14 protein-coding genes are annotated in these 15,579 nt (G+C 56.6%); 10 read left to right on the plus strand and 4 right to left on the minus strand.

The window, feature by feature from the left end; all coding sequences use genetic code 11:
* Nucleotides 1-270: 270 nt before the first annotated feature.
* Complete coding sequence (locus tag EB809_RS06085; RefSeq protein ID WP_123633934.1) at nt 271-2,835, minus strand: Ig-like domain-containing protein; 2,565 nt, start codon at nt 2,833-2,835, stop codon at nt 271-273.
* Nucleotides 2,836-3,329: 494 nt separating this feature from the next.
* Between EB809_RS06085 and EB809_RS06090 the strand changes: the two genes are divergently transcribed.
* The 6 genes from EB809_RS06090 (at nt 3,330) to EB809_RS06115 (ending at nt 8,264) form a co-directional block, all read left to right on the plus strand.
* On the plus strand, nt 3,330-4,058 hold the full coding sequence (locus EB809_RS06090) for a substrate-binding periplasmic protein (RefSeq protein ID WP_223807839.1): 729 nt from the start codon (nt 3,330-3,332) through the stop codon (nt 4,056-4,058).
* 166 nt (nt 4,059-4,224) lie between these two features.
* The gene (locus tag EB809_RS06095) at nt 4,225-4,977 is read left to right on the plus strand and encodes a hypothetical protein (protein WP_123633936.1); all 753 of its coding nucleotides are present in this window, start codon (nt 4,225-4,227) and stop codon (nt 4,975-4,977) included.
* Between the two features lie 345 nt (nt 4,978-5,322).
* Nucleotides 5,323-6,708, plus strand: a complete 1,386-nt coding sequence (locus EB809_RS06100) for an MBL fold metallo-hydrolase (protein ID WP_223807840.1) — start codon at nt 5,323-5,325, stop codon at nt 6,706-6,708.
* A gap of 126 nt (nt 6,709-6,834) precedes the next feature.
* Entirely contained in the window at nt 6,835-7,017 is a 183-nt protein-coding gene (locus tag EB809_RS06105; RefSeq protein WP_123633937.1) for a hypothetical protein, read from the plus strand.
* 39 nt (nt 7,018-7,056) lie between these two features.
* Complete coding sequence (locus EB809_RS06110; protein ID WP_123633938.1) at nt 7,057-7,602, plus strand: type 1 glutamine amidotransferase domain-containing protein; 546 nt, start codon at nt 7,057-7,059, stop codon at nt 7,600-7,602.
* Nucleotides 7,603-7,979: 377 nt separating this feature from the next.
* On the plus strand, nt 7,980-8,264 hold the full coding sequence (locus EB809_RS06115) for a hypothetical protein (protein ID WP_123633939.1): 285 nt from the start codon (nt 7,980-7,982) through the stop codon (nt 8,262-8,264).
* Nucleotides 8,265-8,371: 107 nt separating this feature from the next.
* Here the strand turns inward: EB809_RS06115 and EB809_RS06120 are convergent, their stop codons facing one another.
* Both EB809_RS06120 and EB809_RS06125 read right to left on the minus strand, forming a co-directional pair.
* The gene (locus tag EB809_RS06120) at nt 8,372-9,142 is read right to left on the minus strand and encodes an SDR family NAD(P)-dependent oxidoreductase (protein ID WP_123633940.1); all 771 of its coding nucleotides are present in this window, start codon (nt 9,140-9,142) and stop codon (nt 8,372-8,374) included.
* A gap of 319 nt (nt 9,143-9,461) precedes the next feature.
* The gene (locus tag EB809_RS06125; protein ID WP_123633941.1) at nt 9,462-10,352 is read right to left on the minus strand and encodes an SDR family oxidoreductase; all 891 of its coding nucleotides are present in this window, start codon (nt 10,350-10,352) and stop codon (nt 9,462-9,464) included.
* 146 nt (nt 10,353-10,498) lie between these two features.
* Here EB809_RS06125 and EB809_RS06130 point away from each other — a divergent pair, with 146 nt between their 5' ends.
* Nucleotides 10,499-11,428, plus strand: coding sequence for an AraC family transcriptional regulator (locus EB809_RS06130; protein WP_123633942.1), 930 nt, complete (start codon nt 10,499-10,501; stop codon nt 11,426-11,428).
* 252 nt (nt 11,429-11,680) lie between these two features.
* Nucleotides 11,681-12,271 carry a YdeI/OmpD-associated family protein gene (locus tag EB809_RS06135; protein ID WP_123633943.1) on the plus strand — a complete coding sequence of 197 codons (591 nt, stop codon included), beginning with the start codon at nt 11,681-11,683 and terminating at the stop codon, nt 12,269-12,271.
* A gap of 93 nt (nt 12,272-12,364) precedes the next feature.
* Here the strand turns inward: EB809_RS06135 and EB809_RS06140 are convergent, their stop codons facing one another.
* Complete coding sequence (locus EB809_RS06140) at nt 12,365-13,429, minus strand: NAD(P)H-dependent flavin oxidoreductase (RefSeq protein ID WP_123633944.1); 1,065 nt, start codon at nt 13,427-13,429, stop codon at nt 12,365-12,367.
* A gap of 90 nt (nt 13,430-13,519) precedes the next feature.
* On the opposite strand from EB809_RS06140, the gene EB809_RS06145 reads away from it, so the two are divergent.
* Both EB809_RS06145 and EB809_RS06150 read left to right on the plus strand, forming a co-directional pair.
* On the plus strand, nt 13,520-14,395 hold the full coding sequence (locus EB809_RS06145) for a LysR family transcriptional regulator (protein WP_123633945.1): 876 nt from the start codon (nt 13,520-13,522) through the stop codon (nt 14,393-14,395).
* Nucleotides 14,392-15,558, plus strand: a complete 1,167-nt coding sequence (locus tag EB809_RS06150; RefSeq protein ID WP_123633946.1) for a YbfB/YjiJ family MFS transporter — start codon at nt 14,392-14,394, stop codon at nt 15,556-15,558. Before EB809_RS06145 ends, EB809_RS06150 begins: the two co-directional genes overlap by 4 nt.
* Nucleotides 15,559-15,579 lie beyond the last annotated feature (21 nt).

Genomic DNA, 15,579 nt, shown 5'->3' on the forward strand with positions numbered 1-15,579 from the left:
TGCCAATAGGTTAGCGAAAACCGGGACAGATTTATTTTTGTAGCCGTCCATTAGCAAAAATTATTCTGGAGATTATGTAGTCCGCCTCCCCGCGGCCAGGCGGGGGATTCGCGTTGGCTATGAGTTGAACGAACGGCGCCAAGCCACCGGAGACGGGTCCGGTAGCCGCCGTTCTCGTTATAGGATACGTTGTCCTGCATGCAAGTTTCTATTCAGCCGGATAAGTATCGGAAAAACCGGGAGATCCAAGAAAATCCGAAGGCGACACCATCATTGAAACTTCCTAATTACTAGGCCCGGATTGTTGTGTACGCCCTCTTCCCAGTTAGCCCAAATTTCACCATTACTTAACACGTCTAACCCCACACGACCGACGTATTGTGTGCCATCATTCATGATGATGGTATCTTCCCAGTTGCCATTCTTGTATATAGCCGTTTTGATATCAGAGTATTCCATAAAATCGCCTTTCCGCCAGATTACTGCGAACCCCCCAGCGGGTATGGGTTCAATTTCATTACTCACATCACGAAGCATTGTATCGAGCACGTGAGGATTACCCCACCCTTCACCATCGATATATTCCGAAGCATATAATTCTGCGTTACTATGAAAACTCCACGTAGCAATGGCCCTACCGTGATAATCGCTAGACAAAGAAACGTTATATATGTCGGAACCGTCTGCTAGCTTCTTGTGTTCGCTCCACCCTGTCTCGGAGGTAAAGCGAGCCCACTGGACACCTTGCCCTGAATACGCAAAATCGCCCCAGACTGCAATCGCTTCTCCTGGTCCAACGAAAGCCACTTGAGGGGACTGCGAAGTATCCGAGCTTAAGATTTTAACTTCGCTCCACCCTACGTTTGAGTCGTAATAGGTGACTTTTGCCGCCTCTCGATTAATGGTGGCATCCCAAGCAACAAGCGCGTTTCCGTCCTCATCTATGTCAACGTCAACCCATCCCCAAAAACCACCAGACTCCCCACTCAACTTTACGGGTGAGCCCCACATTTGACCGTCATAAACTATACCCAGAAGATATTCATCATTCGGAGAATCCGTCTTTACCCCAACAGATAAGACACCTTGGCCCGCAGTATTAAACGCAGACTGAATGCCGCTCAAATCAGCGGTGATGTCAGATCTGTACAGTAGTTGTGACTGACTCCAACCAGACTGCTCATTGTAGGAAGATACCCGGAGCTCCTGGCAGCCATCGATGTATTTCACCCAGAACAACATTGCACTGCCATCAGCCAGATGAATTATCGAATTATCGTAAATTTGATTATTACTCTCTGCGATATTAACTAAATCTATGGCATTCCCACTTTTATCTAATGTTTGCGCCCAAACTTTGTAGACAACTCCATCAAATGTTGTCCATGTAAGAATACCGTCCCCATCATTATCGGCTGAAAATTTAAAATAGCTTCTAGTTATAACATCTGGAGATACCTTTTTTGGAATCCCCCACTGTCCTTGAACATAGAAATTCCACTCAAAATCAGCTTCAAGTGAGTTTCCCTCCATATCAGATATATCTGCATCCAATGAAGCCTTGTATTCTTCCTCAATGGACAGACCATCCTCCGGAATCAAAAAAACTGTACGAGTTTGGGCATCATAATTGACACTGACTGAAACTTGCTTACCTTTCGTTTTCAAGCTAACCGTGGATAGATTGATCGTATTTTGAGCCATATCTTTATCAAATATCGCGCGAATAGTAAGTCCTTCACTAAGCACCGCACCGTCGTCTAGAGGTTCGGCGAAGAGGACTTGCGGCGCACTTGCATTAGCTACCGAACTGTCAAGGGGAGCATCGTCTTCCTCATCCGGTGTACCATCGCCATCGTCATCATCATCAGCGTTATTACCAACTCCATCATTGTCAGTGTCGACTGACTCTTCCCCATCGAAAGGAAAAGCATCAGTGGAATTCCCTACGCCATCATTATCTATATCTGAACTTATTAGATCCGCATTGAAATATAGAGAAAGCACTGAATCATCGGTGCTTTTCAAATAAATGGTGACTGACTTACCTTCTACTTCTGCCAACTCCAGATCTACAACCCATTTAGAAGGATCATTTTCTTGATTCATTTGAAATTCAGGCGACTCTCCCACACGAATGGTGGCGTGAGTAATCACTGATTCAAAATCGGTCTTTGCTATAATTCGCACGGTGCTAGAATTATCCATAATTGGCTTAGCAAAAACCTGCGTAATCTGAGGAGTTCCGAATAAATCAGAAATACCTGATCGATCAGAACTCAATGAAGCGGCCGTCTTAAAGTAGTGGCTCAAAGCATCATTTTCATCAACCAATGACCTGCCATCCAAGGTGAGATTCGCAACAATATTCTTGACATCAGAAAGCTCGACTTCGTCTGTAAAAACAACAGAATAATTTTTAGCTATATCACTTACATCCTCAGATATAACAATTCCATTGGAAGGATCTTGATCTTTGTCCAGGCTTTGAAGGAATCGCATAATAAGAATAGCACGTCTGTTTGAGGCGTACTTGGCGCCGGCCAACGAAACCGGTGTAAGAATTGGTTTTCCTATAACTGCAGAATCGTTCAGCAGTATGTTACCAATCGAAAAGCTTATTGCTTCCCCCTCTCGATACCGAAATTCGCCTTCAGCGTTAGTGACTCCGCTTATCGTAGGAGTTTTAAATGAGACACCTTCAACAGCCGAATCCATAAACCGCCCTACTAAAACAGGCGACTTCGCTGCTGAGCTCGTACTTGAGTCACTTCCCCCTCCTCCACAAGCAGACAGCAGGGCAAACAAACATAAAAAGGTAATTTTTTTTATCATCGTAAATTCCCTTTAAACTATTCCTTGAAGCAATTTTTATAAAAATGGTCTAATGATGGTATCAATCAACTAAAAACAACCGCCGGAAATTTCATTCGGACGCGGTGTCAGGTCTTATGTTTTGCCCCTTACATAAAAGGCACAAGTCATGACCTGACCCCGCTGATGCGCATACTGTTATTTTACCCCAACACCAGAATTTTAAGGGGTCAGAGCGCATAAATTTTTATCAACCGCAATTAAAAAGTCTGTGTGCATTAGTTCGGATCAATAATCTCCGCCGTTGACGTACGCACCATTCTGATTCTTCTAGAATTTTCCGCGACTCGTCACAACGGGCAGTGGACGGCGAAATAGCATGGCACAACAGTGGTGTCCCCCGAATGGTTTACACTGATTTATTCAAAGGCTATCTCTAACGCTCCAAGGCAGACTCGGACAAGTGACGGCCTACCCCGATCGATCACTGGAAGGAGGACCCAATGAGAATAGGCTTGCTGATTATCGCAGCATTCTGGTCCCTTCCAGGGTCGTCCCAAACGCTTCAGATTATGGGATCAGACGAAGGCTTTCTGCCATTTTATTACGGCAAACATCTTAACAAGGGCATTTTGGTCGAGGTGATCAAAGAGTTCACGCTGGAGACCGGTATCGCAGCTGAATTCCGTCCTACGCCGCGCAAACGCCAAGCCTGGGCCCTGAAAAAGGGACAAGCCAACGCGGTTTTCGCCAACCCGCAATGGATGCCTCTGCCGGACCGGATGCACGCGGTCGGACCGGTGTTAACCTGGCGCGACCGTGTGTTCGCGCAATCCGGCGGACAACCGGACTCCATCGATGACCTTCACGGAAACATCTGTCTGCGTAAATGGTTTGTCTACAGCGATCGACTCGAGCGGCGGATCGGTACCGACCTGGTCCGCTATGACGCGTACAATGCCCAACAGATGCTGGACATGTTCCTGCATAAACGGTGCGAATACACCGTCATGAACGAACTGGAGTTCCGGTATCTGGCACGGTTGGAGGCAGTCGATCCAGACCGTTACAGCACGGAACTGATCGACGCCGAATGGCCAATCTACCTGGGTATCGTCAAAACCGAGCCGGCCATGATTGAAGCGGCGGAAGCTTTTTTCGCTACTCACACGGTTGACGTGGAGGCCATGCTACCCAAACTGCCGCCACCGGACCGGCAAGCCTCTGTTCAGTCGGACAAATAGAGCCGCTGGCAGCCAACAATCCGTTCGATAAGCACTTGTGCGGTGTGATCCTTGGAATGAGACAAAATGGAGGGCAACAATTAAAGGGGTCAGAGTGCATTAATTCCAAAGTTACTGTACGGATCGCCGATAAGGGAAGAAGTATCTTTCGAAGGAGCGGAAAGAAATGAACGTCAATCATTTGCTGCGACCGGCAAGTCAACAGGATGTGTATTCTAATGGCGACGCAAGGATAGTTCGCGAATCGCCGATTCAAACCAGTGCCGACAAGAACGAGCGTCCGTCGGTGGTCTATCATGGCCTTGAGTCATCCTCTCTACCTGATGCGGGTGGCGTTGTTACGAACGTGTACGAGGCATCAACCGAAACCAACGAAGAAGCAAATGCGCGCCTTTCTGGCGTTGTTCGGCTGCTGTCCAAGGACTTGGGTAATGCCTCAGCGAACCTGAAATATTCCTACGACGCGGCACTAGAGAGCTTGTCGCCCGATCTGGCCGAAAAAGATTGGGGGTTCTCAATCTCGGGGGGCGAGCTAACGGTTACTGCGGGCTCAGATGCTCTATCCGAACAGGAAACGGATTCCATTCGCGAAGCCCTACTCTCGGCCGGTGTAGAATACGGTGCTGGGAGGGTCTCCAGTACCGTCATTGAGGCTGTTCAACTGGATCGCGGTCCTGCCGGGGTGAGTAACGGCATTGGCCGCTATGATGTGTCTGAAGAAAACTTTGGAGATGTTGTAGACCTAAGGCAGTATCTCCAATCTCATGCTCCCGGGGGGCGGTACGGCCAGCACAGGGTGGATCCCTCGGACATTGCCGGACTTTTCTATACTGGAGGGCAGGCGATGATGGACCAAATCGTTGCTAAAGCAGAGGAGAGCTTTGCCCGGCCCTCTGATTTCGGTCGAATCGAAGTATGACGGAAAGACCCGGGCTTTGCGTGTTAAAGGGGCTGCGTATTAAAGAATTAAAGGGACCGGAGCGCATTAATTTTGATCAGCTAATCCACCCCCTGTGCGCTCGATGACGGGCCGCTGCGCCTTTCATCAGAAACCCGCCCTCTCACCTGTCCGATTTTTTCCATTCGTCATCCAATCCAATAGCCGCGTGCTTATGGAACAAAAATCAAAGGGGTCTGGCTTTTAGCCTGGCCGTTTCGAAACACGGACAGCACAACACCAGACCTGGCCCCGCCCCCTTTCGACTCCATCCCCCTTTGCTCCCTTGATAAATCAGATATAACCCATAGGGCTATTGGTAGAGCCATGCATGTTATCGAAGAGGGGGTCGTGAATATGTTTCTGGAAAAGGTGAAAACGCCCGGTTTGGCGCACCTTTCCTGGGTGATTGGTGATGGCGACAGCGCGGTGGTGATCGATCCTCGTCGCGATATCGATGTTTATCTGGATATTGCCCGAAGCCAGGGCGCCCAGATCACGCATGCCATTGAAACGCACCGGAATGAAGATCTCATATCCGGATCAGCCCTGCTGGCTGAGGAGACCGGGGCTACCGTTCTGCACGGCCCCAACGCGGACGCTGACATCCGCTATGCGACTACCGTCCGCGAAAATGACCACATCACGCTCGGTAACGTGGATCTCAAGGTGCTGGAGACGCCAGGGCACACATACGACAGCATCAGCATCGCGATATACGACAGGAACAAAGGTGACGACGCCGTAGGGGTTTTCACCGGAGATACGTTGTTCATTGGTGACGTGGGTCGCACGGATTTTTATCCGGACCGTGCCGAGGAAGTTGCCGGCGCCCTGTTCGATTCATTGAATAAAGTGCTGGCCCTCGGAGATCAGGCGATTGTCTATCCGGCTCATGGTGCCGGCGCTGTCTGTGGCTCGGGCATGGCTGACCGCGAGTTTTCCTCCTTGGGCCACGAGCGTATGAATAATGCCATGCTGCAAATTCGCGACAGGGAGGCCTTTATACAGGCCAAGCTGGACGAACAGCATTATCAGCCACCGTATTTCCGCGTCATGGAAAAACTCAACGCCGAAGGTGGCCGCCAGGCGCCGAAGCCGCTTGCGCTGAAGCCGTTGACGGTCAAGGCGCTGTCGGAAAAGCAGAAAGACGGCTGTGAAATCATCGATGTACGCAGCCCCGAGACCTATGCGGGTGCTCATGTACACGATTCGATCTCATTACCGGTGGGCCTGATTGCGGCCTATGCCGGCTGGCTTCTGGATACGAACCAGCGGCTGGTATTGGTGGCCAATAGTCTGGAGCAGGCCCGCGAGGCGCTGGTGAACTTCAGCCGTATCGGCTACGACAGTATCGAGGGGGCGTATACGGACGGTATGACGGGTTGGAGTGCGGCTGGTCAGCCATTCAGTACCTTGCCCCTGGTGAGCGTGGATGACGTCTCGCGCCGCTTGCGTGAAAAACAGGACCACTGGCAATTGCTCGATGTGCGCAAGGCTGAAGAATATCAGCAACAGGCGATTGAGAACTCCACCCATCTCTATCTGGGCCACCTGCAGGAGCAGATGCACCGGTTGGACAGGGGCACCTCCTATACTGTGCTGTGCGGTAGCGGCATGCGTGCGATGGTCGCCGCCTCGGTACTGCGACGCGCCGGGATGCACGATGTGGAGGTCTTTCTCGGTTCGATGGGTGCCTGGAACAACCGTTGATAGAGATTAAGGGGGCAGAGCGCATTACTTTTTCACCCGAGCCGTTGGGACCGGTTGTTTCAAAACCTCAAAAATGAGCTGGCCGATCATGCGCTGGCAGAGGAGCGTCACTTCTAGGTGCCCCTGATGCAGTCCGATGCGACCCAGGAAAAAGCGAGGCTCAGTGTTGCCGAGCACCATGAGTTCGGTGAGTGGGTTGAGGCCGTCTCTTCGTCCGATCAGGATTCACCGGGTTGGCTGGCAGACGATCAGCAAACCTCTCTCGGAACCGATTACCGCAGCGAAATGGAGGAAAGGAAAACCGCCTGAAAAGGCAACGATGCCAAACAGAAATGAGGAGGACAACGGATGAGCGCACCACTGAACGGAAAACGAGTCGCATTTCTGGCCACCGATGGCGTGGAGCAAATCGAGTTGACCCGCCCCTGGCAGGATCTTCAGGGTGCCGGCGCCGCGCTGGAATTGATTTCTCTCGAAGACGGTGACATTCAGGGCTACCACCATCTGGACAAGGCCCACACCTTCAAGGTGGATAAAACGGCGGCAAACGCCAACGCAGACGACTACGACGCCCTGGTCCTGCCGGGTGGCGTGGCCAATCCCGACGCCCTGCGAACCGACACCCATGCCGTTAAGCTGATCAAGCAGTTCTGCAACAAGCACAAGCCAGTGGCGGCCATTTGCCACGCGCCCTGGACACTGATTGAAGCGGATCAGGTCGAAGGCCGGACGCTCACCTCTTTCCCGAGTCTGAAAACCGACATTCAGAACGCCGGAGGCCATTGGGTCGATGAGCCGGTGCACAACGACAACGGGTTGATCACCAGCCGGGTCCCGGATGACCTGGACGCGTTTTGTGCCGAGTTGATTGAAGTGCTCTCACCGGTTGCCTGATTCTCGGAGAGTCAGGTGGCGCTTCGAAGGGGCCGTGGCACTGGCCCCTTCGGTTGGTTTGGGCACGCCAAGTCGCTCACGCCGATTAAAAGGGGTGCAAGCGAAAACCGGGACAGATTTATTTTTGTAGCCGTCCATTAGCAAAAATTATTCTGGAGATTATGTAGTCCGCCTCTCCGCGGCCAGGCGGGGGATTCGCGTTGGCTATGAGTTGAACGAACGGCGCCCAACCACCGGAAACGGGGCCGGTAGCCGCCGTTCTCTTTATAGGATACGTTGTCCTGCATGGGGCAATGGTTTAGCAGAGGTCCGTCATCTCGGTTCACGCATTGCCGCCATCCGGTCTTTTCCAACCTCGTCACCACCTGGCGCTCATCATGAATGTGGATAAAGCAAAGAAGCGTATCGCAAAGCAGGTCAAGAAAGGCTTCCATAGGTACCCGTTGATTTCACTGGAGTACATTGGAAAAACGCCGGACCGGGCGTCGGAAGTCGTCATCTCATTTACCGCTGAAGAGAACGCCGAACCCCAGAAGCAGACATTCGTGAGCAGCAAGGACGCTCGGGAGGACGAGGCGATCCAGTCGGCGCTTGTGAAAATCATTGAGCGGGCGGATGCCAAAACTGTGGCGGAACAGGATGGCGTTTCCGTCATTAACTAAAAAGACAGTCAATGAGACTCGGAGTCTACCGGCCCGGAGTCAGGTCTTGCGTTTTGCTCCGGCAATAAGAAAGCAAAACACAAGACCCGCCAGATAAATCGGTGTTTTCAGCGCGCCGTATAACCCCCATCAATAACCAACTCACTGCCCGTCACAAATTTCGACTCGTCGGATGCGAGATAGACAATCCCCCAGGCAATGTCGTCCGGTTCCCCCATGTGCCCCAGCGGATGAAGGTCGGCGGTGGCCTGCTTGGCGTCGTCCATCTCCATGCCCGTAGTCTGAAGGTGGTGCTCCACCATCGGTGTCCAGATGAACCCGGGATGCACGGAATTCACCCGGATTCTGTCGGGCGCGTACAGCAAGGCGTCCGTTTTTGACATCAGCCGCACCGCGCCTTTGGACGCGTGATACGGGGGAACATCGGGCGCGCTGACGATGCCGTAAATCGACGACAGGTTGATGATGCTGCCCACCCCGGCCCGCTTCATATGGGGGATGGCGTGCTTGGTCCCAAGGAACACGCCTTTTACGTTAACGGTCTGCACAAGGTCCCACTCTTCCTCGCTCAGTTCATGTGTGGGTTTGTTCGGACCGGAGATTCCGGCATTGTTGACCAGGACCGTCAGGCTTCCGAAAGCCTCGGCAACCTCATCCAACACGCGCTTGAACTGGTTTCCGTCGGTGACGTCGCAGTGCCAGTAGCGAACGGCGTGGCCTTTGGCCGTCAGTTCGGATGCCAGTGCTTGTCCCGCACTGTCCTCCCAATCCAGCACCGCGACGGCCGCCCCCTCTTCCGCCATCCGCCGGACGACGGCGGCACCAATTCCCATGGCACCACCGGTGACCGCGGCCGCTTTGCCCTTTAATCTGTCCATATCCCTATCTCTCCCGTATCCATGAAGGCCCACCCATGACGGCATCCCATCAATCCAATGCCCCCGTGTTCAAACGTTATACAAACCGGCTTAACGCGCTTTGATTGAGATCAAACCATGTGACGGCTCAGGTGGACCGGTTACTGAAGCCAGACAGGGAAACGACTTGAGATACCCGTCATCGGACGAGACGGTTCGGAAGAGAACACCATTGCCCCGACCAAAAAGTTAACGACGCAGAAAGCACCAATAATGACCATCCAAGCCCATCCCAAAGCCTGCGCCCCGGGGACTCCGCCAAGGCGCAATGGGTGATGTTTTAATTAACCTCAAAATATCCCGCACCGGCCATGTCCGCGATTAAGTCTGGCCCGCGGGGCTGCCATGCCAGTTGTTCCCGGGTCTGTGTACTTGAAGCGCGGCAGTCGATCGCGGCGAAGTGGGTGAACCAGTCGAAGTACCCGGCAGCTTCGCCTCGCGGGAGGCGTTTCACCGGCAGGCCAAGGCCGGCTCCAATCGCTTCGGCAATCTCTTTGAACGGCACACCCTGCTCTGCCACGGCGTGATAGACGGCGCCAGGCTGCGCCCGTTCCAATGCCAATCTGAACAGGGTTGCCGCATCGAGGCGGCTGACGGCCGGCCAGCAATTTTCGCCGTCGTCGATGTAAGCGGCATAGCCATTTTCCCGGGCCAGGTTGATCAGGATCGGGACGAATCCGTGGTCACCTTTGCCATGCACTGACGGCGGCAGGCGTACGACGGACACATTCGCACCCCGGGCCATCACGGCACCGGTTGCCTCTTCTGTGGCTTTGCGTGGTGAGTGCTCACCCGCCTGATCGGACTCCGTCACCAGCCGGTCGGCCGCCAGCAGGCCGATGCCTGACGTCACCACGAGTGGTCGCCCGGTTTTGATCAGCACCTCGCCCATCACCTCGACGGCTTTGCGGTCGTTTTCACAGTTCTCGGCGAATTTCGAGAAGTCGTGATTGAACGCCGTGTGAATCACCCCATCGCAGCTTTCGGCGCCGAGCCGCAAACTGTCCAGGTCCTCGATATCACCGCGGTGCACGTCCGCACCGCTTTCCGCGAGGCGGGCGGCCGACGCGTCGGATCGAGCGAGACCCAGAACCCGATGCCCGGCCTTCAACAGATCCTCAACAACCGCAGAACCGACGAACCCCGTCGCTCCAGTAACCAATACGCGCATGGCATACTCCGTTCACTTGATGGTTTGGCAGAATGCCCGGTCAGACTCTCACCCGGGCATGATCAGAATAAACGGCCGCACCTGGACGATCTATGCGCTAAAATCCAGAATACTTTCGCCATCGTCCACACCGACCGGAGCCGTTCATGGACCCGCTGTCCGATGTTCTCTCACTGCTCAAACCCCGCAGTTACATGTCAGCCGGAATCGATGCGGGGGCTCCCTGGGCCATCCAGTTTCCGGATCAGGGCCGGGCTATAAAAACCGGCGCCGTGGTTAAGGGGGATTGCTGGCTGGTCCTTGATGGTGCTGATGCGGTGCACCTCAACACGGGCGATTGCATTCTCCTCCCACAGGGTCGGCCGTTTTTTCTCGGCTCCAGTCCATCCACAGAGCCTCTGGATGCCCCCACCGCGCTTGCCAACAATCGGTTCGGTTACATTCGTACCGTTAACGGTGGCGGCGATTGTCTGTTCCTGAGCAGCCGCTTTGCGTTGGAAGGCAGTCAGGCCGAGGCGTTGCTCGGCATGCTACCGCCGCTCGTTCATATCCGGGATCAGAACGGGGCGGCGTCGTTGAGCCAACTGATCGCACGTACGATGGAAGAAATGCGCAACAATGAGCCGGGGACGACCCTGGTTCTCCAACATCTCGCCCACATGATGCTCATTCAGGCGCTGCGCTTATACCGGGATGACCATGCCGATAGCGTCGGCTGGTTCGCGGCCCTGACCGACCGCCAGTTGGGGCAGGCCATCCAGGCCATTCATGACAACCCGGCCCGCCCCTGGACAGTGGAAGCCCTGGCCCGCCACGCAGGCATGTCTCGCTCGGCCTTCGCCGCACGATTCCGGGAAATGGTAGGCCAGAGCCCGATCGCGTACGTCACCCGCTGGCGAATGCTTTTGGCGGGGGACCGCTTAACGGGCTCGCACGATCCGGTATCCGTGATTGCACTGGAACTGGGATACGAATCGGAAAGTGCCTTCAGCACGGCTTTCAAGCGAATGATGGGATGCTCGCCTCGTCGCTACAGCCGCGAGGTTACTGCCGGGGCAGCCGGTTCGGAGGGTTGAGGGCGTCCGAGGGCATTAAGGCGCCCCGTGGAACGAGCTACCTCGCGCTTTGTCGCACCCGATGCGCAGCGGCCTTCGTCCGATGGCCGCAGGAGGCTACAGAAGCTCAGGACTCAGAACGCCAGGCAAAGACCGATGCCGAAAAGGATCACGGTGTCGCGGCGGCAGACTGAAAGAAACCCTACGACAGGCTGGACGCATTGAACGGCTGATGGTTAGCTGGGTGTGATTCGCTAACAGGGAGACGCGATCATGAGTCCGAGCGACAACCCAGCCCGGTTCCAGGCCACTATCCTGCGCCCAGCCAAGCCCGACGTCGATACCGCCTGGGCGTTCGTGATCCTGCCCAAAAGTGTGAGTGATACCCTGCCGCGCCGGGGCCGGACGACCGTTGATGTCACCCTGAACCGCCATGATTTTCAGGCCACCCTCGACCCGGACGGGCAACTGAGCCACTGGCTGCGTTTGGAGCCTGAGACGCTCGAATCCGCCGGCGCCGCGGTTGGCGATACGGCTTCGTTCGAGATCGCCCCCGTCGCGCAGGAACCCGAGCCTGACATCCCGCCGGATTTCCAGGAGGCCCTGGCAGCGGCCCCCGAAGCGAGGGCGGTGTGGGAGGCAACCACGCCCATTGCCCGCCTGGACTGGATTCACTGGATGACGTCCGCCAAGCAGGCCAAGACGCGGGCCAAGCGGATCCACGACGCGTGCGACATGCTCGCTTCGGGTAAAAAGCGAGTGTGCTGTTTCGATCCGTCCGGATACTACAGCAAGGCGCTCAGTGCCCCTCAAGCGGCGGAAACCGGCTGGGTTGGCGCGGATGAGAAGCCAGCCCATAAGTGAACCCACGAAAACACATCTGGCCCTGGGATGACGCAGGAATAAATGGGGCACCCATCAGCCAGCCGGGTTCAATAGGCAATAGCCCCAAACGGTTCAGTGCCCTTCCAGCTCACGCGCCAGCATACCAACAAGCTCTGCGGCCGACCGCTCCCGGGCTAACGGCGCGCCCTGCCCCGCCCATTGCGCGGCGAATTCGGTTTTGCCCAGCCTGGCCGCTGCAGCTGCCAATTGTTTGGCCGCGTCATAGGCCACAGGATAATCGGCTGGCGTTGGGCTGCCCGCAGCTTCGCCGTGCCGCACATAACGGTTGACGAGCCCCCGCGCAGGACGACCAGACAACGTTCGAGTCAGCCGGGTTGTCGCCGCCCGGGGGCTCTTGAGGTTCGCGCGATAGCTGTCATTGGCAGCGGATTCCGGACACAGAACAAAAGCGGTGCCGAGTTGCGCCGCAGCCGCCCCCAGATCAAGCGCCGCACGAATACCCCGGCCATCCATGATGCCACCCGCCGCGATCACGGGTCGTCGGGTCCTTCCCACCAGCATCCTTACGAGCACCGATGTGGCAAGCCCCTCATCGCCCGCGTCCGGATCGAAGATGCCGCGATGTCCGCCCGCCTCGACTCCCTGCGCCACAATGGCATCGACACCGGCCTTCTCAATGAGCTCGGCTTCGGGCACTTGGGTCGCGGTGGCCATCGTGTAGATGCCAGCCTGCTGCAACGCCCGGACCCGGTCCGGTGAGGGCACTCCGAAGTGGAAACTGACCACCGGCGGGCGCTGCTCCAGCAACATGTCGAAAACGTCGTCGTCCGCCAGGAAGGACGTATAGATTTCGTTGAGCATCGTCGGAGGTTCAACGCCGACCTCTGCGAACAACGGGGCCAGGTGCTCCAGCCAGGCGGCTTCGCGTTCCGGATCCCGTTGGGCGGGGGCGTGGCAAAACACGTTGACGTTGAAGGAGCGGTCCGTCAAAGCACGTGTCGCTTCGATGTGCTCACGCCCCTGGTCGGCTGAAACCGCACCGATCCCGATCGATCCCAGTCCGCCCGCGCTGGAGACGGCCGCGGCAAGCTGAGGCGTGGACACACCTGCCATCGGCGCCTGGATGATCGGGAGGCGAATGCCGAGTCTGGCGAGAAGTTCCTGATCGACGTTCATGGCTTTTCCTTCTGGATTTGAGAATAAGTGAGATGATATATTCCTTAAAGAAGAATATTTCACAGAAAAGATTCTCTCAAGGGGAAAAGCATGGATTCCGAATCACTCCGCATCTTCTGCGCGGTGGCCAGCGAACTGAGCATCACCCATGCCGCCACCCGACTGGGCCGGGCACCCTCCAACGTGACCACTCGCATCCAGCAGCTGGAAGCGGACTTGGGCGCGGACCTGTTCGTTCGGATCGGAAAGCGATTGTCACTGTCCGCCGCAGGCGACGATTTTCTCGACTATGCGAAGCGTATGATGGCGCTTGAAGAGGAGGCCCGGCATGTGGTCTCGGGAGGCGTGAACGGCGGCACCCTGCGCATCGGCAGCATGGAAAGTACGGCCGCGAGCCGGCTGCCATCGGTACTGGCGGACTACCACGCCGGTTTCCCGGAGACACGTCTGGAACTGACCACAGGCCCATCGCGCCCGCTGCTTGAGAAGGTGCGTGCCGGCCAGCTCGATTGTGCCTTCATCGCGTTGCCTCCCGCCTTCGAGAACGCCTCGGCGCTGGAGGATCTGGGACTGACATCCCGCCCCCTGTGGCGTGAGGAGCTGCAATGGCTGTTACCCGCTCATGAATCCGGCTGCGATCAGGTCGCCGACGTTCAGACGCGATCACTGGCCGCCTTCCCCCAGGGCTGCACCTATCGCAGCATGGCCGAGAACCTGCTCGGCATGGCCGGTTCGACGAGCTGGAGAATCCAGGAGATGGCCTCCTACCACGCGATGACCGCGTGTGTTGCCGCCGGGGCGAGCGTGGCGTTGCTGCCGGAGAGCGTGTTGAAGCTGACGAGCACGCCGTCCGACTGCAAAGCGTTGCCGGCTGGTCAGGCGGACACCCTGCTGGTTTGGCGCGAGGGCTATAACGTGCCCGCGTTTCAGCATCTGATGCAGCAACTGGACGGTGTGTGGTCATGAACACGTCATCCGCCCTGCAATCGGCCGACCGTTCCGAGTGGAAATCCGCGATCCAGGCCGCCCTGGTGCTGACCATTGGCATGGGTTTCGGCCGCTTTGCCTTTACCGCCATCTACCCGCACATGGTGGACGAAGGGGTGCTCAGCCTGCGCGGTGGCAGTCTGGCGGCCTCCGCCAATTACGCCGGCTATCTGCTGGGCGCCCTGCTTGCCGTCCGTCTGCGCGCCCACAAGGCCCACTGGTTTTGCCAGCTGTCGACCCTGGGCACCGCCCTCTGCCTGGCGGTGCTCGCGCTGCTGACCTCGACTGGGGCGATTGTCGCGGTCCGTGGGGTGGCCGGGCTGTTCAGTGCGTTGTCCATGGTCGCCGCCTCCCTTTGGCTGCTGGAACACCGCGGTCATTCGTGGGGCGCTCCGCTACTGTATGCGGGGGTGGGCGTCGGGATTGCCTTGTCAGCGGAGTTGCTGGTCCTTGCCGAAGCCATCGGGCTGGACAGCTTCGGGATGTGGCTCCTGCTCGGCATCGCGACGCTGATTATCGGCCTGGTGGCGGCGCCCGCCTTCCTGACGGGTGACCGTGGTCAGGCCACGTTTGAGGGTTTGCGTGAAACGGCGCCGTCGAAGGCCCATACCGCCTTCGTTGCAGCCTGGCCGCTCGTCTTGATCTACGGACTCGCTGGCCTGGGCTATATCGTCACGGCCACCTATCTCCCGACGCTGGTCAAAACCGCATTCCCCGATCTGGATCCGGCCCACGTCTGGGCCGTCTTCGGTCTGGGCGCGGCACCCTCCTGCTATCTCTGGCACCGCGTCCACGACCGGCTGGGAACCCGTCTTGCCCTGCGCCTGAACCTCATCATCCAGGCCTGTGGTGTCGCCCTGCCCGTAGCTTTAGGTTCGGGGGCCGGCTATCTACTGAGCGCCCTGCTGGTTGGCGGCACCTTCATGGGCACGGTCACCATTGCCATGCCTGCCGCACAGCGGGCGGCGCGACAGTCGGGCGCCAACCTGCTGGCAACGATGACACTGGCTTACGGCATCGGCCAGATTATCGGGCCGCTCCTGGCGGATGGGCTGTATGCGGTCAGCCATACCTTTGCCAGTTCCCTGTTGGCCGCGGCAGCCGCCCTGATCGTCGCCACGCTTGTCAGCTTTCGTCTGTAGGCCTTCACTCAGGGCGAAACG

Source organism: Marinobacter sp. R17 (genome assembly GCF_003789045.1).
In the GTDB taxonomy this organism is placed as follows: Bacteria; Pseudomonadota; Gammaproteobacteria; order Pseudomonadales; family Oleiphilaceae; genus Marinobacter_A; species Marinobacter_A mangrovi.